We start from the raw sequence: 25373 nt of genomic DNA, 5'->3' as shown, positions 1-25373 counted from the left end.
GATGGCAGACCGCATGGAAATCTCGAACGATCAGAAGCACCACACCTACCGTACCCGTCCGGAGCCCGGCCAGCTGGTCGAGGTTCGCCGGCGCCAGTGGGTCGTGGCGGATGTCGCCTCCTCGAAATTGGAATCGGCTTCGGCGTCGCAGAACTGCGTGACGCTTTCTTCCATCGACGAGGATGGCCTCGGCGAAGAACTGGAAGTCATCTGGGAGATCGAACCCGGCGCACAAGTCATTGAGCGCGCAGGCTTGCCATCCATTACCGGTCAGGACGACTCGGACACGCTCGAAGCTTTCCTCGATGCCGTCCGTTGGGGTGCTGCCACCAATGCCGACAGGGGATTTCTGCAGGCGCCGTTCCGTAGCGGCGTCAGCATCGAGGACTTTCAGCTCGATCCTTTGGTGCGCGCCATCGACATGGCGCGCGTCAACCTGCTCATCGCCGACGACGTCGGCTTGGGCAAGACCATCGAGGCCGGACTGGTCATCCAGGAGATGCTGCTCCGGCACCGCGCCCGTACCGTCTTGATCATCTGCCCCGCTTCGCTCCAGGAGAAATGGCGCGTCGAGATGCTTGAGAAGTTCGGCCTCGAGTTCCGCGTGGTCGACACCGCCTATATCAAACAACTGCGGCGCGAACGTGGCATCCATGCCAACCCGTGGACATCCCACCCACGACTCATCGCCTCGATGGACTGGGTCAAGAGTGGCGAGGGTTTGCGCGCGATGCGCGACGTTCTTCCGCCCCATGCAGGTCATCCGCGCAAGTTCGATCTCCTGGTCGTCGACGAAGCGCACAACATCGCCCCAGCCGCCGGCGCGCATTACGCGCTGGAGAGCCAACGCACGCGTTTTGTTCGTGCAATCAGCCCGCACTTTCAGCATCGGCTGTTCCTGACGGCGACACCGCACAACGGCTACACCGAGTCATTCACCTCGCTGCTGGAGCTGCTAGACGATCAGCGCTTCGCCCGTAACATCCTTCCCGACGAAAAGCAGTTGAGCCAGGTGATGATCCGGCGCCTGAAGAGCGATCTGCTCGACGCCGACGGCAAGCCGCTGTATGCCCAACGCAAGCTACAGGCGCTGGCGGTTCCGTATACGGATGAAGAACGGGAGATCCACCAGAAGCTCAACGATTACTGCACCTCTCGCGAGAAAGACGCGGAGAAGACCGGCAGCACGTTCGGCACCTCTTTCGTCAATCAACTGCTCAAGAAGCGCCTGTTCTCGTCACCCGCTGCGTTCGCTTCTACGCTCGAAAAACACATCGCCTCGCTATCGCATGGCGCCAAACCCAAAGCGCAGGACGCGATGGCCGAGCGCATCCTGCGCAAGGCCATCCTGAAGGTCGACGAGGACTACGCCAACGATCAGGAGGTCGAGAACTCCCAATCGGAGGCTGTCGAAGAGGCTTCGCGCCGAGCCCAGCCTCTGACTCCGGAACAGCAGCGGATGCTGGCCGATCTGAGGCAATGGGCGCAGCGAGCCAAGAACCAGACCGACTCCAAGGCCAGGGCCATCATCGAATGGCTCTCGGCCAACCTGAAAGCTGGCGGCCAGTGGAACGATCGCCGCGTGATCCTGTTCACCGAGTACCGCACCACACACCAATGGATGCACGAGATCCTCGCCAGCCACGGCTTCGGCGGCGAACGTCTCGGCCTGCTCCACGGCGGACTCACTCAGGATGAACGGGAACCCATCAAAGCCGCCTTCCAGGCATCCCCCAAGGATTCCCCTGTCCGCATCCTGCTCGCCACCGATGCGGCCTCCGAAGGTATCGACCTGCAGAACCACTGTAACTGCCTCATCCACTTGGAGATCCCCTACAACCCCAACGTGATGGAGCAGCGCAACGGGCGTATCGACCGTCACGGGCAACGCGAGAAAGAGGTGCTGATCTGGCACCCGGTCGACGGCGGGGACAAAGGCCATGCATCGGTCGGTGGCCACGGCGAAGACATCCTGCGTGCCTTGCGCAAACTGGAGTCGATGCGCGCCGACATGGGCAGCGTCAATCCGGTGATCGCGCCCCAGATGTCCGGCCTCATCGAAGGTTCGCTGAAGGATCTGGACACGCGCCTCGCAGACGCCAAGATCGCCAAAGCCAGGCGCTTTGTGCGCGCCGAACGTGAACTGAAAGAGCGCGTCGCCAAACTCCACGAACGGCTTCTCGCCACCCAGCAGGATTTCCACCTCACGCCCGATCACATCCAAATGGCGGTGAAGACCGGCCTCGCGCTGGCAGGCCGCCCCCCACTTGAACCCGTCGCCCTCGCAGATGCTCCCCAAGGCAGCGTGTTCCGTATGCCACCCCTTTCAGGCTCATGGGCGCGCTGCCTGGAAGGCTTGCGCCACCCCCATACCCAACAGATACGTCCCATCACCTTCGACCATGCCGTGGCGAAGGGACGAGACGATGTCGTGCTGGTCCACCTGAACCATCGACTGGTGCAGATGTGCCTGCGCCTGTTGCGTGCCGAGGTCTGGGCGCAGGACGACGTGAAAAAGCTGCATCGCATCACCGTGCGCACATTGCCGGATGGCAGCATCGACGGCCCGGCCGTGGTCGTCATCTCGCGGCTGGTCATCACCGGCGGCAACCACCATCGACTTCACGAGGAACTGACCATCTCGGGCGGCTACCTGCGCGATCAGTCGTTCCGGCGCGAAGAGGGTGTCACGCGTGTCCAGCAGTGGCTGGACGAGGCGCAGCCAGTCACTGCAAGCGATTCGCTGCTCGATGCCATTCGGGTGCGCTTCGATCGCGCCCAGCCCGCCATCCTGCAAGCGGTCGACGCCCGCTCGAAGGATCGACTCAAGTTTCTGGCCAATACTCTGCAGACCCGCAAGCAACAAGAGATGGATGACATCGGTACCGTGCTCGACGAGTTGGAGAAGGCGATCCAGAGTGAACTGAAAAGGGACCAGCAACCCGAGCAGATGTCGCTCTTCACCGAGGATGAACGTACCCAGCTCAGGCGTGATGCCGCCGCACTGGAGGCGCGCCTCGCGCGCATCCCGGCCGAGCGCATCCAGGAATATCAGGCCATCGAGACCCGCTATGCCAAGCTCGATGACCGCACCTTCCCAGTCGCCGTCGTCTTCCTGCTTCCCGATTCAGCCATGAATGGGGGCGCGGCATGAGCAATCACGACCTGCACCACGACTGGCTGGCACTGATCGAGATCTCCGGACCGTTCCTCGCCGTTCCCGTTCTGAAGGAGGCCTTTCCCCAAGGTCTGGAAGAACTCGACGGAACCAAGCGCAAGCGGCTGCGTCAAGCTTACGAGGAATGGCGCGAGGCACTGGAGACGGACGACCCGCAGTTGGACGAATTGCACGCCGCCTGGATCGACGAGGTGCTGGCGCGCGGGCTGGAACTCGATGAGGATGGCAAAGGCGACGTCCTGAAGCGCTCCGACTGGTGTGCGGCCAACCTGAATGTCACCCTGCCTGAGCATGGCGTGACGCTGTCTCCGGATCTGGCAGTCATCGACGAGCAACGTGGCAACAAACCGCTGATGCTCATCCATACCTATGGGCAGGATGTCGACCTCGACGCCACCCAGAAGTTGGACGGATGGGCCGCTACTCCAGCTGAGCGCATGGTTCAGTTGTGCCGCGCCACCGGCTGCCGCCTCGGGCTGGTGAGCAATGGCGAGCACTGGATGTTGATCGACGCCCCAGTTGGTGCCGTCACCACCTTTGCCAGCTGGTACGCCCGCATCTGGAGTCAGGAACCCATCACCCTGCAAGCCTTCGTGCACCTGCTGGGTATTCGTCGCTTCTTCGTCGATGAAACCGAGCAACTGCCGGCACTGTTCGACCGCTCGCTGAAATATCAGGACGAAGTCACCGACGCCCTCGGCGAGCAGGTGCGTCGCGCTGTCGAAGTGCTGATCCAAGCGCTCGACAAGGCCGACCAGGACCGCGACCGCGAATTGCTGCGCGACGTGAAGGAGCCGGAACTCTACGAAGCCGCGCTGACGGTGATGATGCGGCTAGTGTTCCTGCTCTCCGCCGAGGAGCGCGGCTTGCTGTTGCTCGGCGATGAGCGCTACGAGGCCAACTACGCGCTCTCGACGCTGCGCATGCAGTTGCGCAAGGAATCAGAGGAGATTCTCGAACGCCGCTGGGACGCCTGGTCGCGCCTGCTGGCGATCTTCCGTGCCGTATTTGGTGGCATCGAACACGAGAACCTGCGCCTTCCAGCGCTGGGCGGCTCGCTGTTCGACCCGGATCGTTTTCCCTTCCTCGAGGGCCGCGCCAAGGGCTCCGACTGGCGCACCGACCCGGCCAAGCCGCTGCCGATCGACAACCGCACCGTGCTGCTGTTGCTCGAAGCCATCCAGCAGTTTCAGGGCAGGACATTGTCCTACCGTGCGCTGGACGTCGAACAGATCGGTTACGTCTACGAGGGCCTGCTGGAACGCACCGTCAAGCGCACCGCCGAGGTCACGCTGGAACTGGATGGGACCAAGAATGCCAAAGCCCCCTGGGTCAAGTTGGCCGAGTTGGAATCCGCCCGCCTCGACGGTGCCGAACGCCTTGCCGAACTGCTCCAGGAGCGCTCCGGCAGTTCTGCCAGCCGCGTGCGCAACGATCTGGTAAAGCCTGTCGACGATACGCTCGCCGACCGTCTGCTGGCCGCCTGCCATGGGGACACCAACCTCCGTAATCGCATCAAGCCTTTTGCCTACCTGGTACGCACCGATCCATGGGGTTATCCGCTGGTCTACCCCGCCGGGGCCTTCATCGTCACCACCGGCTCTGACCGTCGCGAGACTGGCACCCACTACACCCCGAAATCGCTGACCGAGACCATCGTCACCGAGACGTTGACGCCGATAGCGTACGTAGGGCCATCCGAAGGTACCCCGCGTGAGCAGTGGGTGTTGAAGTCACCCGCCGAACTGCTGGACCTGAAGATCTGCGACCCTGCCATGGGCTCAGGCGCCTTCCTGGTGCAGGCCTGCCGCTGGCTGGCCGATCGCCTGGTCGAGGCCTGGTCACTGGCTGAAGGCAGTGGAAATCCGGTGAGCGTGGATGGCGAAGTCCTGGATGTGCCGCACACCAAGGAGCCTCTGCCCCGCGACACCGAGGCACGCACCGTGATCGCCCGCCGCCTCATCGCCGAGCGCTGCCTCTACGGCGTGGACCTAAATCCGCTGGCGGTCGAACTCGCCAAGCTCTCCATCTGGCTGGTGACGCTGGCCAAGGGGAGGCCGTTCGGCTTTCTGGACCACAACCTACGTTGTGGCGACAGCCTGCTCGGTATTCATCGGCTGGATCAGCTCACCGAACTCACCATGACGCCGACCGGGAAAGGTCAGCAACGCCTGTTCGGGCAGAACATCGAACAAGCCGTGCGCGAGGCGATCGAATTGCGGCAAGCGCTGCGCCAGATGCCCATCCGGGACATCCGTGACGTCGAGGCTATGGCGCGACTGGATGCCGATGCACGCCAGAAGCTCGACGTGCCGGAGCGCATCGCCGATGCGTTCATCGCCGAAGTGCTTTCTTCGGGAGGGAATGCCAACGTCCTGTCCAGTACCGTCGGCACGCTCGCGATTCACGCCGGGCAGGCCGTCGATGGTAAGCGCGACGCGATAGAAACCATGATTCGGCGAGCGCACAACGCATTGAGCGCCGATCTCCCTCCTGAAAAGACAAGACGTTTGCCGTTCCATTGGCCACTGGAATTTCCAGAGGTCTTTGCGAGATCGCTCTCCGGATTCGATGCTCTCGTCGGCAACCCGCCGTTCCTGGGCAACCGCCTCTGGAAAAGCGCAATGGGTGACAAGCTGCAATGGCAGTGCCAGATGGTTTTGGGTGCATCTCCGGGCAAGATCGACTTGTGCGTGGTCTTCCATCGTCGCGCCGTCGACCTGCTGCGAACCGATGGCTGTTATGGGCTGCTCGCGACCAGCAACATCGCCGAGGGTAGTGCCATCGATGTCGGCCTCGGTGTAGTGGTTCAGAACGGCATGATCTATTTCGCCAAGAAAGGCATGCCTTGGCCCGGCACGGCAGCCGTGGTGGTTGCCATCGTTGGTTTCATCAAGGGCGAATGGCCGGCCGAATGCGATGCCGATGGCCGGAAGTGTGCTCGCATCGGACCGAGGCTGGAGCCAGAAGCCTCGGATGTCTGGGCCCCACAAACCCTGCCGGATGCACTCTTTGCTTTCGAAGGTGTAAACAACAGCAAAGGTCTGGCATTCGTCATCACGCCGGACAGCCCCTGGTTTGAGCGACTCCAGAATGAACCGGACAGCATGCTCCGTCCTTACATCACAGGTGACGACATCACGAGCTCGGCGCTCAATCGCATCGGTCGATGGGCGCTGGATATCGGTGATCGCAGTTTGGACGAGATCGCCAGACGATGGCCGATCGCCCATCGCTTCATCGTCGAAGAAGTGCAACCGACTCGCACGGTCGCCGCTCTCAAGAGTTACAAAGGTTTGATCGATCGTTGGTGGCAATTCTGGAACCACCGCGCCGACCTGATGCGGCGCATACGGCAGCGCGGAAATTTCATCGGCTACTCAAAGAACACAAAGTACCCGGTTGGCATGCTCGCTCCGTCCGATTGGATCTACACGAACAAGGTACTTCTGATCGGAATGGAGCGGGATGACCTCTATGCCATCTCGCTAAGCACAGGCTTTCGTGCGTGGCTCGAACGATTCAGCGGTGGGAATCTGGGCGAGACGCTATCGCTTTCCATCAGCGAGTCGGTCGCCAAGTACCCAGTTCCGAGCAGTGAAGTCTCCCGGGCGGGCATCGATGCGGCAAAGCGTTTCAACGACTTGGCGGTTGCATTCGGCGCTGCGCACGAATGCGGGTTGACCGACGTCATGAACGCCATCCATACCCCTGGCGAGGAGGATGCAACGATCGTCGAGCTGCGGCAGTTACTGGTCGTAATCGATAACGAGGTGACAGCGGCCTATGGGTGGGATGAGCTGGAGATCGCCTACGATTTCCGTGAGATCAATGGAGGCTCCGCCAATGACCGTTGGCTATGGTCACTGTCGCAAGACGTCACCGCCGACCTCCTTGGACGGCTGACCGCACTCAATCGTGAACGCTTCGAAGCAGCTGCGAGTAGCAGCAGCGGCGCGTCCACAACAACAAAGTCCAAACGCGGACGCAGACCGAAGGCGGCCTCTCCCGCCACCCTCGACGGGCTGTTCGGTGAGGGAGAGCTATGAGCGACAAATACAGAATGACGGTCGACCTGAACGTGCTCGACCACCTCGGGATCAACCTCTACAGCAACATCGCCGCCGTTCTGACCGAGGCCGTCGCGAACGCCTGGGATGCCGACGCCGAGACCGTCGACATCAAGATCGATTCGGACGGCAACCGGATCGAGATCCTCGATGACGGTATCGGTATGTCGGTCGATGACATGAACGGCAAGTACCTGCGGGTCGGTTATCGACGGCGAGATGAAGATCTCGAGCATGGCAAGACGACTGCCAAGGGCCGACCGGTGATGGGCCGCAAAGGGCTGGGAAAACTCTCGCTGTTCTCGATTGCTAACGTCATCGAAGTCGAGTCAGCCAGAGATGGCTCAGCTCATGGCCTTCGTATGACCGTGGACGGAATCCACGAATCGGTTCAGAAGAGGGAGCCCTTCTACAGCCCCGAGTCCCTGCCCGCCGATCAGATCGCGGTAACCAAGGGAACACGAATCGTTCTGCGCGATATCAAGCGCCAGCGGCTCGGTCGTGGTGCGCTGGCTCTTCGCAAGCGCCTGGCGCGCCGCTTCTCTGTGATCGGGGAGGCCCACGGGTTCAAGATCGATCTCGATGGGCAGCCCATCACACCCTCCGATCGTGGCGACCTGCCGATGGTGCAGTTCCTCTGGCAGTTCGGTGACGACGCACTCGACCTGAGTCCCGCCGGTCAGCTCCTGGAGAAGGAATCGCTTCCGAACCGCTTCGATGCTTGGGACATGGGCTGGCGGGTCAGCGGCTGGATCGGTACCGCCAGATTCCCCAAGCAACTCGATAGTGAGGATGCCGGCAATCTGAATGGCATCGTCGTGTTCGCCCGTGGCCGCCTGTTTCACGAGAACATCCTCGACAAACTGAACGACGGGCGGCTCTACACGAAGTACCTCACCGGGCAGATCGAGGCCGATTTCCTAGACGCCGACGACGCACCAGACATCGCGACCAGCGATCGGCAGCGCGTGCAGGAGGATGACCCCCGATATGGGCAGCTGATCGCTTTCCTGAAATCACGTCTTACGCAAGTCGAGAAGCGCTGGACGGAATGGCGCAAGAAGCACGAGGTCGAGAAAGCGAAGGAAACATCGCCCGCCCTCGCCGAGTGGCTCGATACGCTCCCCGAGGGATACAAAAAGAGCGCGGAGACGCTGATCGCCAAACTCAGTGCGCTGCCGGTCGATGAGGAAGAGGATCGGAAGCTCATGTACCGGCACGGCATCCTGGCATTCGAGCGCATGAAGCTGCGCGGCTCGACCGAGGAGTTTGTGACGAGCATCGAGAGTGCCGACAGGCTGCTGGCCGTGCTCGCCGACAGAGACTCGCTTGAGGCATCCCTCTACCGGGACATCGTCAAATCGCGTCTGGATGCCATCCGGGATTTCCAGACCATCATCGATGAGGACGCAAAGGAACGGGTGCTCCAGAAGTACCTGTTCGATCACCTCTGGTTATTGGACCCGGCATGGGAGCGTGCCACGGGCAGCCCGATCATGGAATCGCGCCTGACGACGGAAGGCGTGCTGATCGAAGACATGACCGAGAAAGAGCGCCTGGGCCGCGTCGACATCGCCTATCGCACCAATGCGGGCAAGCACGTCATCGTCGAGCTCAAGAAGGTCGGCCGCAAGATGGGATTGCTCGAACTGGTGGAGCAAGGTCAGACCTACGTCGACAAGCTGAAAAAGATCCTGCGCGAGCAAAACGATGTCAGCCCCAATATCGAGGTGATCTTCGTCCTTGGCAAGACCGTCAACGAAGAGGCATCGAACCCCGACCGCCTCAAGTCATCGATGACATCGATCTCACCGGGCAGCCGCATCGTCCATTACGACACCTTGATTCGGGGCGCTCAAGAGGCGTATTCGGCATACATCGAGAAGAGCAAGTCACTCGACAAGCTCGAAAAGATCGTGGACAGGATTTGAGGTGACCAAGGTATGACGAAAACTTCCAACGCATGGATCGCCATCGATCATGGCCTCGGCACCGACCACAGGCTCGCGCCCTATATCCTGGTTCTGAAGGGTGAGCGTTCTCTCTATCAGGCCATTGAGGAGGACGACTGGGCTCTGGTCCTGAACCCCGTTGGTAGCATCACCCGTGTCGGGCGTGTGCTGCGGGTTCGTTCCGATCTCGAAACCACCACGCTCTATTTCGACCGACTGCTGTCGATCACAGACCCCGTCTCGATCGGCCTCACTGCACTCACGCCACCGTCTTCGAGCAGCATCGGTCGGGTCCAGTGGACCGATTTCGTCGAAGCCCTGCCCAAGGCATTGCACAAGACCATCGCCGAAGTGCCGACGGTCGGTTCCGATCCCAGATCTCCCCAGCATCAGCAGGAACTCGCCTACATCCGCGAACTGCTGCAACTGGCCGTGATGGACGACTTGCTCGGCCCGGCTGGCGGCCCTCATGAGCGCATCGTCGACATGGGTGTGCGGGATCGCTATCTGGTGGGCAAGCTCGCCCCGCGTGAGGCGGCACAGGGTGGCATCGAAGGGCTCGAAGGGCCACTGGCGAACGACGAGGTCGAAGAGCCCACCGACCCGAAGGCGCCCGGCCAGCATGAACCCGGTGCGGAGTTCGGCACCGCGACGGGGCGTGTCGAGCCCGAGTCTGACGCCGCCGATGAGATCGACGCTGCCAGCAATCAATCATTGGTACCGAGCAGCCTGGGCATGACCTTCTGTGTGGATGGTGACGCCGAACGGATCGAAATCGAGGTGCGCTGGGGTCGCTACGAGCGCAGCGATGAGCACGAGATCTTCCGCATCCGCAAGAACAAGGAGACCGGCGCCGAGGAGCAGACCAAGGCCAAGGTCTGGCAACGCATCCCTTGTGGCGGCAAGCTGGTGCTGCCGCTCACCGAAGGCGTGATCCCTCATCAGGCGCCGGACAAGACCTATCCCGAAGTGCGGGTGCAGGGCTCCGTGCGCGCCAAGAACGCGAATGGCGATCGCTTGGTGACGCTGTTCCTGGTCAACGCACAGGAAGAACCCGAGACCAACCGCGATACCGCCTGGGTCTTCCAGCCGGAGCTGATCGTGCGTTCGGAAGCTGAAGCACCCAAGCGCGCAATCTTCCGCCGCCGGCCTGTGCTGGATGCGGACGGTATGGACCCGGAGCGTGAATCGCTGGAGATGATCTACCGCAACCGGGTGGAGTTCGCGGTGGGGCACGGCGTCGCCGTCCATGCCGAAGCGGCGGATGACGTGACGCTGGCCACCGAGGTGCGCATCACTGTCATGCCGCAGTACGAGGTGCAGGTCACCGAGACACCGGGGCTGGACCCCGCCGACCGGCCGGCGATGAAGGAAATGGTGAGCAGTGGCCTGCTCGACATGCAGCGCCTCGCCACACTGGACATCGATCCGCTGGTCGACGCCCTCAACCTGTTGACCAAGGATTACGCCGCGTGGATCGATGAGCAGCGTGCTCGGGTCGGCATCGACGTGCTTGGCTACGACGCGCAGTCGCAACAGGCAATGGATCGATGCCAGGAGATCCACACTCGCCTGCAGCAGGGTATCGATACGCTGAAGAGCGACGCGAATGCCCTGGCGGCCTTCCGTTTCGCCAACCGGGCAATGGCCACGCAGCGCGTGCGTAGCCAATACGCCCTCGAAATCCGGCGTGGCAAGGACGTCACCGTCGACCAGTTCGACGTACTGAAGAACCGCAGCTGGCGCCCGTTCCAGTTGGCTTTCCTGCTGCTGTCGATCCCATCGCTGGCCAACCCGACGCACCCGGATCGTGTGCAACCGGTCGAAGCCTATGCCGATCTGCTGTGGTTCCCTACCGGCGGTGGCAAGACGGAGGCGTACCTAGGTGTAGCCGCCTTCACCATGGCCATTCGGCGCATGCAGGGCAACCTGGGCGGCTACGACGGCTCGCGCGGTCTGGCCGTGATCATGCGTTACACCCTGCGCCTGCTGACGCTGCAGCAGTTTCAGCGTGCCACGGCACTGATCTGTGCGATGGAGGTGCTGCGTCGCGAGGCGCTGGCCAAGGGTGACGAATCGCTCGGCATCGAACCCTTCACCATCGGACTGTGGGTGGGCAACAAGGTGACCCCTGGCACGACCGAGGACAGTCATCGGGCCATCGAGGACATCCGCAATCCCGGTAAGTACAACGCCGGCGCGGCGTCTCCTGCGCAACTGACCAGTTGCCCTTGGTGTGGCTCGGAAGTCGCCCCAGGGCGCGACGTGGAGGTCGACAAGGGGCGTGGGCGCACCTTCGTCTACTGCGGCGACAAGAAGGGCCGTTGCGACTTCTCGAAAGGCAAGTCCAGCAAGCTCCCGCACGCGGGCATTCCGGTACTGGTCGTTGACGAGGAGATCTACCACCGTCCCCCGACGATGATGATCGCCACCGTGGACAAGTTCGCCATGATGGCGTGGCGGGGCCAAGTGCGCACGCTGTTCGGTCGGGTCGGCCAGGAATGCGAGCGGCACGGCCTGCTATGGCAAGGCGCGGACTGCAATGGTAACCACCAGGCCGGAAAGGGGCTCGCTGCCACCAAGGTCAAGAACATCAGCCCGATCCGACCGCCGGACCTGATCATCCAGGACGAGTTTCATCTGATCAGCGGGCCGCTCGGCACCATGGTTGGCCTGTACGAGACGGCCGTGGACGAGCTGTGCGGCTGGAAGCTCGGCGAACATATGGTCAAGCCGAAGATCATCGCGTCGACCGCCACGGTGCGTAAGGCCCGCGAGCAGGTGAACAACGTCTTCATGCGGCGTGTGTCGGTGTTCCCGCCGCACGGGCTGGACGTGGAAGACAACTATTTCTCGGTCCAGCGACCGATCGAGGATAAGCCGGGACGGCGCTACCTCGGGGTCTGCTCTCCCGGAAGTTCACGACCTGCGATGCTGATCCGCGTCTACACGGCGTTCCTGACTGCTGCTCAGGCACTGTTCGATCACTTCGGCGAGCCAGCAGATCCGTACATGACCATGGTCGGCTACTTCAACTCGCTGCGCGAGCTGGGGGGCATGAAGCGCTTGGCCGAGGACGACGTGCAGACGCGTTCCTACCGGGTGCAGATGAGCATGGTCGAGCGGCCCGCGTTGGCGCAACGCAGCGTCAGCAACATCCGCGAGCTGACCTCACGGGTCTCCAGCCAAGACATCCCGAAGTACCTCGACAACCTCGAGGTGAAGTTCAAGTCCGAGTTCGATGCCGCAGCCGGCAAGTACGTGACCAAGTGGCAAGAGGGCGACACCCGGGCGATTGATGTCGTGCTGGCCACCAACATGCTGTCGGTGGGGGTCGACGTCAATCGGCTGGGACTGATGGCGGTCAACGGCCAGCCCAAAGGCACGGCGGAGTACATCCAGGCCACCAGCCGAGTGGGTCGTTCCTTCCCCGGCTTGGTCTGCACAGTGCTCACCTGGGCACGACCACGAGATCTCTCGCACTACGAAACCTTCGAGCATTACCACGCCACTTTCTACAAGCACGTCGAAGCGCAGTCGGTGACGCCGTTCTCGCCGCGCGCGATGGACCGTGGCCTGACCGGCTCGCTGCTGAGCCTGATGCGTCTGGAGAACGATGTTTTCAGCCCCAACGAGGGGGCAGGCAAGTTGGACAAGTCAGACCAGACCGAGATCACCGATGCCATCGATGTGCTCGTCAGACGAGCCTGGAATGTCAGCGAGCTGTCCAGCACCAAGGGCCTGGCCGAACAGGAACTCAAGGAGCGCGCAGATGAGTGGGCCAAGGAAGTAGGCAAAGGTGGCCGCATCCTGGCCTATGAGAAGCGCGGCCCCGAGAAGGACAAGACAGTTGCATTGATCAGGTCACCGGGCATCCAGGCCTGGGACAACTGGACCGTACCAATGTCGATGCGCGAAGTGGAGCCCGGCGTGCGTTTGATCATGAATACAAGCCACATCACGGACGACCACGATTGGAAGCCTCGTCCCGCGACGAAGGATGAGGACTGAACATGACGGCGAGTAATAAGACTCCAGTCGGAGAAGTAAGACCCAGCCAGTTGCTCTGGACCTACGGGCCAGGGGCGTTGATCGATCTGCCGAGCCTGTCCGTCGTGACGCTTGGCATCGACCGATGGGAAAAGGACCGCTGCCAACCGATCCAGGAAGCCAGACTGCTGGCCGCCGTTCGGAAGGTGCTTGGAGCACAGGTCGAGAACTTGCGGATGCCGCCGTTCCAGAAAAGCGAGCTCGTCGATGTCTGGTCGGCCGAGGCCAACATCGGCGTTCCCGTCCGGCCATTCCCGCGCTGGATGCGCTGCGTGAAATGCGGCCTGCTGTCCCCCTTCGATGCCGGACTGTTCGAGATCAAGGAGAACCGCTTCAGGCCCGAGCGAACCCGGTTCGTCCACAAAGGATGTCGGGGTTCGAAGGGCGATCAACCCGCCAAGGACGCCGATGCCGTACCGGCACGTTTCCTGTTGGCCTGTCGCGATGGTCACCTCGACGACTTCCCTTGGCACTACTTCGTCCACGGTGGAAACAGTTCATGCAAGGGCACGCTACGCTTCTTCGAGAGCGGCGCCTCGCTGCAGACGGAGAATCTATGGGCGAAATGCGATACGTGTGGTGCGTCGAGGAGCATGGCCCACGCCTTCGGCAAGGCCGGAAAAGAGAATCTGCCGGGTTGCCGAGGACGACATCCCCACCTCGACCACTTCGACAACGAATGTGACGAGGAAGCGCGGGCGGTTCTGTTGGGCGCCACGAACAGTTGGTTCCCAATCACACTTTCGGCGCTCGCGATTCCCCAGACCAAGGACCCACTCAGTCAACTGATCCAGGATGGCTGGGAGTTCTTTGAGGAGCTGGAGTCCGAAGCGGAAGTGTTGGTGACGGCGAAGACGCTTAAAAAGACCGGAGCGCTGCCAGGGATCGACAAATATCCTGCGGCGTCGATCTGGTCGGCTATTGAGGCGCACCGTAGCGGTGGCGGACAGGAGGTCGTGGGTGAGGCCGATATCAAGGGCCCCGAATGGGACGTGCTGACAGAAGCGAATCCGCCCACGGACTACCCGCACTTCATGAGCAAGAAGGTCGGCACGCCACCGGCTTTTGCGAAGCACATCGGCAGAGTGCTGCTTCTGGAGCGACTGCGAGAGGTCAATGCCTTGCTCGGTTTTACTCGGGTGGAGGCGCCCGAAGAAACTGGCGACCCGAACGAACGGCCCCAGATGGCCAACCTCTCACGAAGCAAACCGGATTGGGTTCCCGCGAACCAGGTACATGGTGAGGGTATCTTCATCCAGTTCGATGAACCGGCGCTCGTCGCTTGGGAAGCACTACCTGCCGTCGCGCAGGTCGACAAGATGCTCCGGGGCGGCCACAGGGGATGGCGCAATTCACGTCATCTCGATCCTGACGAGGGCTACCCCGGCATTCGCTACGCCATGCTCCACACGCTATCGCACTTGCTGATTCGTGAGCTGGCGTTGGAGTGCGGCTACAACGCAGCGAGTATCCGCGAGCGAATCTATGCCGACACCTCGGGCGAGAGTCCGCAGGCCGGTATCCTCATCTACACGGCAGCGGCGGACTCCGATGGAACGCTGGGCGGTCTCGTCGATCTCGGCAAGCCGGAGAATCTGGGTCGCCTATTGGAGCAAGCCTTGAATCGCTCGAAGATCTGCTCCTCTGACCCGCTTTGCTCCGAGCACGATCCCGAGAAAGATCGCTCACTTCATGCTGCGGCGTGCCACGCTTGTAGCCTGGTGGCTGAGACCTCCTGCGAGCGCGGCAATCGCTACCTGGATCGGTCATTGCTGGTTCCGACCCTGGAACGTATCGACGCGGCTTTCTTCAAGGGCTTGTGACATGGAGAGGCTCTTGGACGCCGTCGCAGCCGTGGTCTGTCTGGTCTCTCCTGAGAAGGTACAGGCCATAGCTAGCCGGATTCGTCGGACCGATGCCAGCAAAGCAGCCGGTGCGCTGTCGGGCGTGGTCAGCACCCCCGTTGCTGCTGAGGTTGTGGATCAGCTCATCGATGCTTGGCGAGCCAGTGAGGTCAGCGCCGATGAGCTTGCATCGATGCTGCTCGCCGCCGGCCATGTTTTCACCAAGGCTACGAATCAACAATCCACCGAACTCGTGTGGACGGGACCGACGACACCCTTCGTCTCGGCTCGACGAACCGAGCAGACGCTACTGCAGGTCATCAACGCCGCTGAGCAGACCCTGTTCATCACCAGCTTCGTGGCCTACAACGTCTCGACCATCGTCAAGGCGCTGAATGCGGCAAGTGATCGCGGAGTGGTCATCTCCATGCTGCTCGAATTGTCTCAGGACCACGGCGGCAGCATCTCGTTTGACGCGATTGGCAAGATGAGCACGCTGGTCTCCGCTGCGAGGCTTTATTCCTGGCGAGACAAAGCCGCCCCGTTCTCTGACGGGCGCGTTCACGCCAAAGTCGCCGTCGCCGATGGCAAGATGTGTTTCATCACCAGCGCCAACCTGACCGGCCACGCGATGGAGCAGAACATGGAGGCCGGTGTGCTTCTCACCGGCGGGCAGATTCCCAAGCTGCTACTAGACCATTTGCAGGCGCTGGTAGACACGAAGACGGTTTCACCCGTCTGAATCGCTACTTCGAAATCCATCTGCCTGCCGAAACGAATGCGTCCTGCCGGATCAGTCCCAGACGACTTCGCAGCCGAGATATTCCCGAAGGACGATTTTCACGGTCAGCCCATTGGCTTGGCTGGTATGGAAGCGATAGTTTCCTTCTTGCACGGCCAACCATCCCTCGGTGAAAGTGTCGGTGCCCGCCACAAGCAGCCTCTGCATCGCACGGCTCCCGACTTCCGGCCAGACATCGAACGCGTCGTCATCGCTTTCGAATGCGGTGCGCTCTTTTTCCGTCATGAGCGACAGCGGCTTGAATCCGAGGCGTGATGGTTCGTGGAGTTGTGGCTCGTTGAGTTCGAATGCGGCATGACATCGAGCCAATTTGAGGATGACGCGACTCACGCGGTCGTTTTCGGCTGCCCAGACAGGGCCTTCTGCACCATCTGTGCGTGCCCGCTGCAATCGGGTCAACAGCGAGGAGTTCGCACGCAAGATACGGCCAATCTTGGCCCTGTGCAGTTTTTCGGGTGCGATGTCCCCGGCGATGACACATTCGAGCAAACAGGCCAGATATTCTTCGTCGAGTGAAAGGCCGTTGTTGCATTCACGGCACGCCGGAGCCGCCATGAGATTCTCTGGATACGGCTCATCCAAGAGAACTTTCGACGGGACGTGATCAATGGTTTCGCTTGGCCCGCCGCAATGCACGCAGAACCCATTGTTTCTGTCGTCGCCGTAGCATCGCAGCTGCTGCATCTGGCCTGCCTCCGAAGCTGTAGGTGCGAGTCGCGCCGCGTGCCTTGGGCAACCCCTGCTGATTTCAGATGGTACAGCACTCGACGAAAGCACAAGGAGAAACTAGCGGAACCAGTGAAATTAGTGCCGTGACAAGCACTTGCGGCTGATTTTGTCCGGCGAAATTAGCGAAAGAATCCCCCGGTCAGTTCGCAGCCCAGCCGGTACACGCGCAACAGTGCGCCCGGCGCACCGCTGCGCGTTCGCCCCACTGAACCGGCGTGAGTGACGCTCCTGGGTGTTTCACAAGTACTTCTTGAACGTCGCCGCCGCGATGCACACCGCCACGCCGAGCAGTGCGGCGCTGGGCAGCAGGATCAGCAGCGGGTTCACGCTGACCGGCAGTGCCAGGTAAGTCACCCACGGCAGCACGGCCAGCGGGATCAGGCTGGCCCTGGCGCGGTGATAGATGAACCCCGATTCGCGTCCCGCGCCGAAGCGGCGGATGTCCCGGCGCACCAGGCCGTCCACCAGGCCGACGAAGGCGGCCATCAGGAACAGCGGCAGGGTCAGGCACAGCACCAGCAGCCGCACGAGGAAGACCAGCGTCGTGTAGGCCGCCGCGATCAGGTAGCTCTCCACGTTCACGTAGAGCAAGCCGATGTAGTAGCGGAAATCCTTGGTCGGGCGATGGCTGCCGGCACTGGCCTGCGCCGAGGCGTCGCGTATCCAGTCCAGCAGACCGCTTTTCACGAACAGCCAGTCGTAGCCCTGCTCGACCAGCCGGTGCGCGGTGCGCCCCGGCTCCTGCACCAGCGCGCTGCGCGTGAAATGCGTGGAGAGCTGATCCAGCTCGTAGTGCAGCATGCCCTGCGCGTGGCGCCAGCCCTGATCGGGCCAGAAGAAGTACATGCCGACGCATTCGATCAGGATGCACAGCAGCAGCGCGCCGCACAGCACGCCGAAGAAGCGGAACGGCAGCGTGACCAGGCCGGCGATCAGGCCTTGCTGTCTTTGCTGCTGGCGCTGGGCCGCGACGGCCGGATCGCTCATGCTTCGGCCTCTTCGGCCGCGGCCATCTGCTTGAAGTCGTCCAGCAGGTCGTCGGGCAGCGCCTTGTCCTGCAGGCCAGGGATGCCTTGGTTCTCCCACCAGTCTCCTGCCTCGACGTAGTGCTGTCGCATATAGCCGGCCAGCTCCTGCAGATCCTTCGGCATGGCTTCGTCGGAGTCGGGTGCCGGCAGCGGCATGCGGACTTTCCAGAGGTTGCCGCCCTCGATCAGCGCGAAGCATTGCCCCTTGGGCAGCGCCACGACATGCGCCGGCTCGATCAACGGCACGCCGGTCGTGCTGATGCGGTCCTGGGTGTTGGACGTGAACGCGGTATTGCCGTGCGGATCGGAGCTGTCGGTGGCGCCGCTCATCAGTGCCGTGGCGTAGACCTCGACCTTGGGCAGTTGTCGCGTCAGCAGCTCGGCGGTGGCGGTCTCGCGCACGCGCAGCATGAACAGGTTGTTGAAGTTGCCGACCACCTGGCCGGCCTTGGCACGATTGCCGATGCGCGCCTCGATGTCGGAGAGCGTCTGGGTGTAGGCCGTCACCTGCACGCCGGCAGCGCCGCCCTTGTTGACCATCGGAATGAACTCGTCGCCCATGAGTTCGTTGAATTCGTCGGCGTGGACGTTGATCGGAATCTTGGCGCCCACCGCGGCGCCGGGCAGCCCGTCGTCGATGCCGAACTTGTAGATGTGGCCGGCCACCGAGACCAGGTCGCTGAACATCGAGTTGCCCACCGCCGCCGCGACTTCGGCGTCGGACAGCGCATCCAACCCCACGTAGACCACCGCGCGTTTGCGAATGACCTGCATCCAGTCGAAGATCGGCCGCGGGTCGGACAGGTCGGAATAGTTCGGTGCGAGCAGTTGCGCGATCTTGCCGGTGGTGAGCTTCTCCAGCAGCGGCAGCAGCGAAGCGACGATCTTGTCGAAGTACGTCCGGTCGTAGCGCACGGCGCTGCGCAGGCCGTCGAGCACCGGGTCATAGACGCGCACTTGGGAGAGGTACTGTTCGAGGGCCACCACGCGCTTCTCGCGCCCGATCATGTTGCGCGGGATGTTCTTGTCGTTCAGCTTGGCTTCGAGCTGGACGATGACCTCCCAGGCCTTCGGCTCGTTCTTGGCGAAGTAGTGCTGGGCGTACTCGATGAACAGCGCGTCGATGTTGATGACGTGGCGCTGGATCAGCAGGTAGTCCGGCCGTTGCCCCAGCTCGACCAGGGCGCGCGCGATGATGTTGACGAAGCGCCAGGCGAATTCGCGGAACGCCGCGCTGTTGCCTTCGCCCGAGAGCTGCCCGGCGATGCGCGTGGCCACCTCGGAGATCCGCCCGAACCGGCCCACGGCGTTGTAGCGCGCCGAGATGTCCGGCCAGCCCAGATGGAACACGTAGAACTCGCCTTCGCGCCCGGCGCGCTTGGCCTCGACGTACATGCGCTTCAACAGGTCCGCATCGCCCTTGGGGTCGAAGACGATCACCACCTCGTGCTCGCCGCGGACCTTGCGGCGGATGTCTTGCGTGATGAACAGCTCGGCCAGCCGCGTCTTGCCCACGCGCGTGGTGCCCAGCACCAGGGTGTGGCCGACGCGCTCGCCCAGCGGCAGGGTGACGTCGACCTCGTGCGGCTCGATGCCATGCAGGCGCGGCAGTCCGCCGACCGGCGGCAGCGGCCGCGCCGGGTTGAGCGGGCTGTCCCAGGCCAGCGCGCGCGCCAGCGCCGAGACGGGAAACGGCGCGAACTCAAGCCGCTCCTCCAGCCGTCGGGCGGCCCGGTAGATCGTCGTCGGCTCGACATAGCGGCGGAACTCCGGCCGGTAGGTCTGCATCAGCCGGTGCGTGTGCCGCTGCTCCCAGCGAAAGCCCCGGCCGACGAACAGCCGTTGCTGACTCACCGGCACGTCGCGGCTGGTCATCACGTAGCGCGGCAGGCGGCGGATGTTGCGGCGATAGCGCAGGATCGCCCAGGCATCGCGCAGGCGAATCGCGCCGAAGGTCAGGAAGGCCAGTGCGGAGCCCAGGCCGAGCAGCGGGTTCAGCGCGAGCGACCACGGTGCCACCAGGCACAGAATCGCGGCGCCGGTGCAGACCGCCACGGTATGAAGCTCCACCGCTGGCCGCAGCAGCACCTCGACGGCATGCGGATGGGCCATTTGCGCACCTACTGCTCGACGCCGGTGGACGTGATGAGCACCGGGTAGTGGCGCAGGCCCAGGCGCTGGGCCAGGTCGTCGCCGGAGGCCGGCGAGAGGGTCAGGCCGGGAGCCAGACTGCGCAGCGCCGTCAGCGCGGCCATCGACTCCACGTTTACCACCAGCCCCACGGCCTGCAGCTCTCGCAGCGCCGCCTGCCGCTGCCGCAGCCAGGCGCGCGAACGCTCATCGTCGCCGATCAGGAACAGCGCCGTCAGGCCCGGCGCCCGGATGACGTGGCGCTGCACCTCGCCCGGCGACAGTTGCGTCGAGCGCACCGGCAGCATGGCGGCTTCGGCGTCGGCCGCGTTGCCCACGCGAGGGGTCGGCATCGGGGCCGGCGGTGTGGCCTGATCCGGCTGAGGATTCAGCGACCGGTAGTACGGCAGCGCGGAGTCGCCGCCGCGGTCTTCGACGACGATCAGCGGCGCGGAGGCGGTCTGGGCGAACACGGTGGTCGTGGACAGCAGACCGATGGCGGCGATGAGAACGATGTGGTTCATGGCGTGGTGGCCTGGAGGGTTGGAACGGGAACGCCGGGGTCGAGCACGCGGGTCAGGTGCCGATGCACACTGCGCCGGTAGCGCGCCGCGGGTGCCCCACCGGCGGGCCGGTGGTAGCGGCCGATGGCAAGCAGCCAGTCCTCGCCCGGCGTGTGCTGTTCGCGCAGGATTTCCGCGGCGATGGCGAGGTTGCGGTACGGGTCCAGCAGCTCGCAGGGCTGTGTGTAGCGATGCGTGTGGTAGCCGAGATTGACCTGGCCGAGGCCGGCGTCGATGCGATTGGCCGGTGTGCGGGCGAGTGCCCGGCGCAGCCCCACGCAGGCCTCGGCGCGGGTGCCGTAGCGCTGCGGCGTGCCGGCGACGTTGAGCGTCCACGGCCAGGGGATCAGGCGCCCGCGCAGCATGGCGCCGCTCTCCTGCAAGGCCACCGCGTACAGCACCGCCGCCGGCACGTCTGCACGATGTGCCGCCAGTTGATAGGCCGGCGGCGGCACTTCCCGCGCCAGGGCGGCCAACGCCCAGCCGCCGGTGGCGAGCAACAGCGCGGCGCTGGCGCAGCGGATGGCGATGCCGGATGGCCGACGCTTCCGGCCCGGAGTACCTATTGCCGCTGCCATTGGCCGTTCACCTCGCGCACCACGGCCGGCAGATCGCCGGGCAGGCCGAGCGACAGCCAGCGCCCCGCATCGTGGTTGAGCGTGATGGTGCGGGCGCGCACCCTGGCCGGGTCGATGCCCGCCTGGGTGGCCCACTGCCGGATGCGCGCGTCGTCCTGACGGCTGCCGACCATGTAGAGATCGAAGGCCGTACCGGCCGCCTGCAACTGCTGCACGCGCTGCGCGCACGGTGCGCAGTCGGTCTTGACGAAGACCGCCAGGCGCCCGGAGCCGGTGTTGCCGGCACCCTGCGCCTTGGCGCCGGGCAGGCTCACGCGCGGCTGGCCGGGAAACAGGCGCTGCCACGCCGCGTCGTAGGCGCGCTGGTAGGCCAGCGTCTTGCCGACGCGCCGGGCCTCGGCCTGCACCTGCAACTCTGCGTAGCGCCTGCGCTCCTCCTCGCTGCGGGCCTCGATGCCCAGCGCCGTGAGCGGATCGAGCTGGGGCGAATAGACCCCGAGCGGCCCCTGCATCAGTTGTCGGTAACGTGCCCACTCCTCGGGCTGAAGCCCCCATTCCCGTGCCTGCCTCTCGTCGAGCGCGGCCTCGGCGCCCGGCTGCACCTGGGCGGGCACCATGCGCGAGTTCGTCACCGGGGCCGGCTGGGCGGATGCGCCGAAAGCGGCGAACAGGACGACGGCAGCGAACAACGGCCGCAGGTTCATGGCGACCCCCTACGGCACCGCAACGCGCTGCGTCTGACCGTTCACCTGGAACACGCCCGCCTGCGCCTCGATGGACTGCAGTTGCCAGCCCCCCTCGGCATCGCCCTCGCGCAGCAGCCGGGCGCCCGCGAGCGAGGCCGCGGCGGTGGAGGTGATCGACAGAAAGCGCTCGCCGCCACGCAGCTCCACGCCGAGCACCCGGAACGGCGGCTCCGGCACCTTGGGCTTCGTCACAACCGGAACGCGCGGGCGAGCAGCGGATGCAACCTGCCGGGTCTTCTCCAGGCGGGTTTCGATTCCATTCACGCGCGCCTGCAGCGTCTGCAGGTCGATGGCCAGGGTCCTCGCCTCATCGGCCTCTTCGAGGCGCGTCATCCGTTCGTCCAACGCCTGCCGCGCGGTGGTGAATTCGGCCTGGCTGATCGGCGCCGGCCGGCGCTTGTCCGCATCGGCCCGTTGTTCGAGATCGGCCACGCGCAGGCCCAGCGCATTGACCTGCGCATCCTGTGCGCTGCTCTGGGTCTGTTCGGCGAGCCGCGACAGGCCGACGCTGTTGATGAGTGCTACAGCACTGATGAGCAGCAGCCAGAAGGCCGCGGCGACCTTGAGCCAACGCGTGCGGGAATTGCGCTCGGATGGCGCTTGGGGAAAGGTCATGGCTGCATCTCCTCGGGCCGGTCGGCGTCCGGCGCGGGCGTGGCGGTGCCGGGCGGGTTGGCGGAAAGGAAGGCGGGAGCACCGTGCCGGCTGAAGCAGACCTGGCGGGTCGAGTCATCGACCGACAGCTCCCAGGCGGGGCCGGCAAGGGTCAGCAAGGCATCGCGCAGCATCAGCGGACCCAGGCGCAGGTGTGCGGCAGGCAGCGGCAGCGCGTAGAGGGTGGCGGCTTCGGCCGCATCGCAGCGCCGGTAGCCGGAGCGCAGGAGCACATGGCGCATTGCGTCGCCCACGCTGGCATCGAGCATGGGCGGAATCGAGACCTCCACCGCCTGTTGCAAGAGATCACGCTGCGCAGGTTCCGGCACCAGCTCGACCAGGGTGTAGCGGCCATAGCGGGCCACCGGAACGAAACCCGGCTCCGGCGCGACGGCGGTTGGCGATGCGGCCGGAACCGCTGGCGCAGACGGCGCGGCGGTCGTGGCGCACCCGGCGGCCAACAGACTGCCGGCCAGCAAGCCAGCGGCGAAGGCCAGGCGGTGAACAGCGCGGATGGATGGTTGCATGGATGGCGCTTCCCTGGAACACGGAGCGCTCACCATCGCCGCCGCTTGGCCTGCGGGCAGCAAACAAAACGCACTGACGCCCGCCCGAATTCATGGCGGGCGGCGCCATGGACTGTCATACGCCCAAGAAAAACGGCCCCGAAGGGCCGTGGAAAGAAGCCGGCGACCCCGAGGGGCCGCCGGCATGAGCACATGGATCAGACCGTGACAAGCTGCCGTGCCAGTGCCACCTCCACCGAGTCGCCGTCCTGGTTCAGGACATCGAGTCCGGACTCGGGCACGTCGCCCGACGTGCTCTGCGAGACCATGATCTTCCTGGCCATCAACCCCAGGCAGGTCATCTGCGAGGAGTTGGCGTAGCCGAGGTAGATCACGCGCACCGGCTGCTTCTGGCCGATGCGCCATGAGCGCCGGGCGGCCTGCTGCAGCGAATACACGTTGTACCCGCTCTGGAGGAACACGATGGTCGGGAACTCCAGCAGGTCCAGGCCGGTTTTCACCAGCTCGGGATTGGTGACGAGCACGTCGATGCCACGGTCCAACTGCTCGGCGATCCAGTCCTCGCGGCGGGAGGCATCCACGCTCGCGCGCAGTACCGCCACCTTGAAGCCCTCCTGCTCCAGCAGCACCTTCAGGCGCGACGTGGTGTCGCGCGTGCCGGTGTAGACCGAATAGACCAGGGTCTTGCGACCTTCCGCCTTCTCTTGCTTGCAGATCTCGATCAGCTCGCGTTCCTTGGGCATCACCTCCAGCTCGTTGAACTGAGCCGGAACGAACGCCAAGGTGTTGCGCGTGCGCGGATGCACCACCGTTTCCGACCGGAAGCAGCAGTCCGGCCAGGCCAGCAGCACGTTGAGGACCACACCGAGCAGCGTCGTGTCGCGCTTCGCCAGGGCCTGCTTCAGCTCCTGGGTCAGCCGACCCGCCAGATCGCGGTAGGCCGCGGCTTGCGCCGTATCCATCGCGACTTCGCGGAACTCCTCGTCGTAGGGCGGCAGCACGTTGCCGCCGATGTCCTTCAACTTGAGGAAGACCGTGAACGGCAGGACGCAACGCAGTACGCCCTTGGGACCGAAACCCGGCGCCTTGACCGTGCGCACCGATACCTTGGTGCCCTTGGCCGTCTTGTGCGCCGTGCCGGTGCTCTCGGAATAGATGTCCTTCAAGACACCGTGATCGCGCATGAACGCCATCGCGGCCGAGGTCATGCTGCCGCTCTTCGTCGGCCGGTAGCCGTCTTCGATCATCCGCCCCGGCAGGGCTCGGAACAGCAGGTGGAACAGGTCGTCGCCGTAGCCGCCCATCAGTGTGCCGGTGAGCAGCAGTGTCTTGCGCGCCTTGGCCGCCAACACCCCCATGGCCTGGCCCTGTGCGGAGCCGCCGTTCTTGTACTCGTGTGCCTCGTCGGCGATGAGCAGGTCGAACGTGCCTTGGGGAAGCTGCCTCTTGATGAACTCGGACGGCTGGTAGCCGCCCTCGCCGAAGCCGAACTCCATGTTGGCCATCGCACGTTCCATGCGATGGGCTTGCCGGTCCGAGAAGACCAGCTCGCCGTTGCCATCCATCAGGTTGATGAACTCGTGGATGTTGTCCCCGAGCATCGACGCGAGGAAGGCGTCGCCAAACTTCTGCATCAGCTTCTGCGCGGTGACTTCCCCGATGGTTGGAATACGCTTCAGTGCCTTGAGCACGGTCGAGGACTGGTCGCTGGCGGACAGGCCTCTGGGACGGATCAACGACCACAGCGGTGCATGGCAGTGGCTGCACTTGCGGCGGGACTCCTCGGCTTCCAGCTCGACCGGGTTGATCGGCTCGCCGTCGAGGTCGGTGATGACATGCCCGCAATCCGGGCAGGCCCCCACGTCGCCGTGAGGCGTGCGCCGCCGAACGAAGACAGGCTTCCAGTGGAACCCCATCCGCATCCGCACGCGGCCCAGGACGAAGAACTCCTGGCCCTGGGCCGGCACGCCCAACTGCTCGCGCAGTTTCAGCAGCTTGACCAGCGTGTCCGGGCCATTGAGCACCCAGACCTTGGCACCGGCCACCGTCTCCTGGATTTCGCGCCGCCACTTGTAGACCAGGTGCGGCGGAGACAGAACCAGGGTACGGCGGTAGCCTTCGGCGTTGAGCACGGCGGCGGTGGCAATACCCACCGTCGTCTTGCCGCAACCCATCTCGCCATTGACGATCGCGGCGCGTTCGCCGCGATCGACCAACAGCTCGGTGACGGCATGGACCACATCGGCTTGCGCCGGGAACAGCTTGCGCTTGAGCGCGGCGAGGATCAGTTGCCGATGCACCCGCACCTGGCCGGTGTAGACCGGAGGATTGGCGCGGTTGAGCGAATCGAGCAACTCGTCGCCGAACTCCGATACGAAGTCCTGCAGGCTGAGCGTGAGGGGTGAAGCGGCCGCTTCGAGCAGGTCGCCCTGCACAGCGGTTTCGGGAATGGTTTCGAGATCGAGGGACATGGTGATGCTCCAAAGCAATGGGGCATGCACCTCCCCCACGGGGCGGTGACA

Annotated in this window: 15 protein-coding genes; 6 read left to right on the top strand and 9 right to left on the bottom strand. The window is 63.9% G+C overall.

What is annotated here, in order from left to right:
• Positions 1 to 13 precede the first annotated feature (13 nt).
• From drmD to drmC, 6 genes are read left to right on the top strand one after another with little or no spacing between them, the layout of a single operon-like run.
• Positions 14 to 3154, top strand: a complete 3141-nt coding sequence (gene drmD, locus QZ634_RS09585) for a DISARM system SNF2-like helicase DrmD (RefSeq protein WP_291987557.1) — start codon at positions 14 to 16, stop codon at positions 3152 to 3154.
• Entirely contained in the window at positions 3151 to 7227 is a 4077-nt protein-coding gene (locus tag QZ634_RS09580) for a DNA methyltransferase (protein ID WP_291987555.1), read from the top strand. Before drmD ends, QZ634_RS09580 begins: the two co-directional genes overlap by 4 nt.
• Positions 7224 to 9179, top strand: coding sequence for an ATP-binding protein (locus tag QZ634_RS09575; protein WP_237264684.1), 1956 nt, complete (start codon positions 7224 to 7226; stop codon positions 9177 to 9179). Before QZ634_RS09580 ends, QZ634_RS09575 begins: the two co-directional genes overlap by 4 nt.
• A gap of 12 nt (positions 9180 to 9191) precedes the next feature.
• The gene (gene drmA / locus QZ634_RS09570; protein ID WP_291987552.1) at positions 9192 to 13211 is read left to right on the top strand and encodes a DISARM system helicase DrmA; all 4020 of its coding nucleotides are present in this window, start codon (positions 9192 to 9194) and stop codon (positions 13209 to 13211) included.
• Between the two features lie 2 nt (positions 13212 to 13213).
• On the top strand, positions 13214 to 15073 hold the full coding sequence (locus QZ634_RS09565; protein WP_291987551.1) for a DUF1998 domain-containing protein: 1860 nt from the start codon (positions 13214 to 13216) through the stop codon (positions 15071 to 15073).
• A 1-nt stretch (position 15074) separates the two neighbouring features.
• A complete protein-coding gene (gene drmC, locus QZ634_RS09560; protein ID WP_023657719.1) occupies positions 15075 to 15836 on the top strand; it encodes a DISARM system phospholipase D-like protein DrmC in 762 nt (253 codons plus the stop codon).
• Between the two features lie 51 nt (positions 15837 to 15887).
• On the opposite strand, the gene QZ634_RS09555 is transcribed toward drmC, so the two are convergent.
• From QZ634_RS09555 to QZ634_RS09515, 9 genes are all read right to left on the bottom strand, one after another.
• Entirely contained in the window at positions 15888 to 16580 is a 693-nt protein-coding gene (locus QZ634_RS09555) for a hypothetical protein (protein WP_033895037.1), read from the bottom strand.
• 282 nt (positions 16581 to 16862) lie between these two features.
• Complete coding sequence (locus QZ634_RS09550; protein WP_174217420.1) at positions 16863 to 17612, bottom strand: TIGR03747 family integrating conjugative element membrane protein; 750 nt, start codon at positions 17610 to 17612, stop codon at positions 16863 to 16865.
• Positions 17609 to 19765 carry a type IV conjugative transfer system coupling protein TraD gene (traD, locus tag QZ634_RS09545; RefSeq protein WP_291987540.1) on the bottom strand — a complete coding sequence of 719 codons (2157 nt, stop codon included), beginning with the start codon at positions 19763 to 19765 and terminating at the stop codon, positions 17609 to 17611. The genes QZ634_RS09550 and traD overlap by 4 nt, the downstream gene beginning before the upstream one ends.
• 8 nt (positions 19766 to 19773) lie before the next feature.
• Positions 19774 to 20307 carry an integrating conjugative element protein gene (locus tag QZ634_RS09540; RefSeq protein WP_291987538.1) on the bottom strand — a complete coding sequence of 178 codons (534 nt, stop codon included), beginning with the start codon at positions 20305 to 20307 and terminating at the stop codon, positions 19774 to 19776.
• Positions 20304 to 20924, bottom strand: coding sequence for a lytic transglycosylase domain-containing protein (locus QZ634_RS09535; RefSeq protein WP_291987536.1), 621 nt, complete (start codon positions 20922 to 20924; stop codon positions 20304 to 20306). The genes QZ634_RS09540 and QZ634_RS09535 overlap by 4 nt, the downstream gene beginning before the upstream one ends.
• A complete protein-coding gene (locus tag QZ634_RS09530; RefSeq protein WP_212181379.1) occupies positions 20909 to 21628 on the bottom strand; it encodes a TIGR03759 family integrating conjugative element protein in 720 nt (239 codons plus the stop codon). Before QZ634_RS09530 ends, QZ634_RS09535 begins: the two co-directional genes overlap by 16 nt.
• Positions 21629 to 21637: 9 nt before the next feature.
• On the bottom strand, positions 21638 to 22285 hold the full coding sequence (locus QZ634_RS09525; protein ID WP_212181378.1) for a hypothetical protein: 648 nt from the start codon (positions 22283 to 22285) through the stop codon (positions 21638 to 21640).
• Positions 22282 to 22851, bottom strand: coding sequence for a PilL N-terminal domain-containing protein (locus tag QZ634_RS09520; RefSeq protein WP_034031710.1), 570 nt, complete (start codon positions 22849 to 22851; stop codon positions 22282 to 22284). The genes QZ634_RS09525 and QZ634_RS09520 overlap by 4 nt, the downstream gene beginning before the upstream one ends.
• Positions 22852 to 23048: 197 nt before the next feature.
• Positions 23049 to 25322: a helicase-related protein gene (locus QZ634_RS09515; RefSeq protein ID WP_291987531.1), complete on the bottom strand. Its 2274-nt coding sequence runs from the start codon at positions 25320 to 25322 to the stop codon at positions 23049 to 23051.
• Positions 25323 to 25373 lie beyond the last annotated feature (51 nt).

Source organism: Candidatus Accumulibacter sp. ACC007 (assembly GCF_907163205.1).
Lineage (GTDB): Bacteria > Pseudomonadota > Gammaproteobacteria > Burkholderiales > Rhodocyclaceae > Accumulibacter > Accumulibacter regalis.
This window is presented reverse-complemented; position numbering and strand designations above follow the sequence as displayed.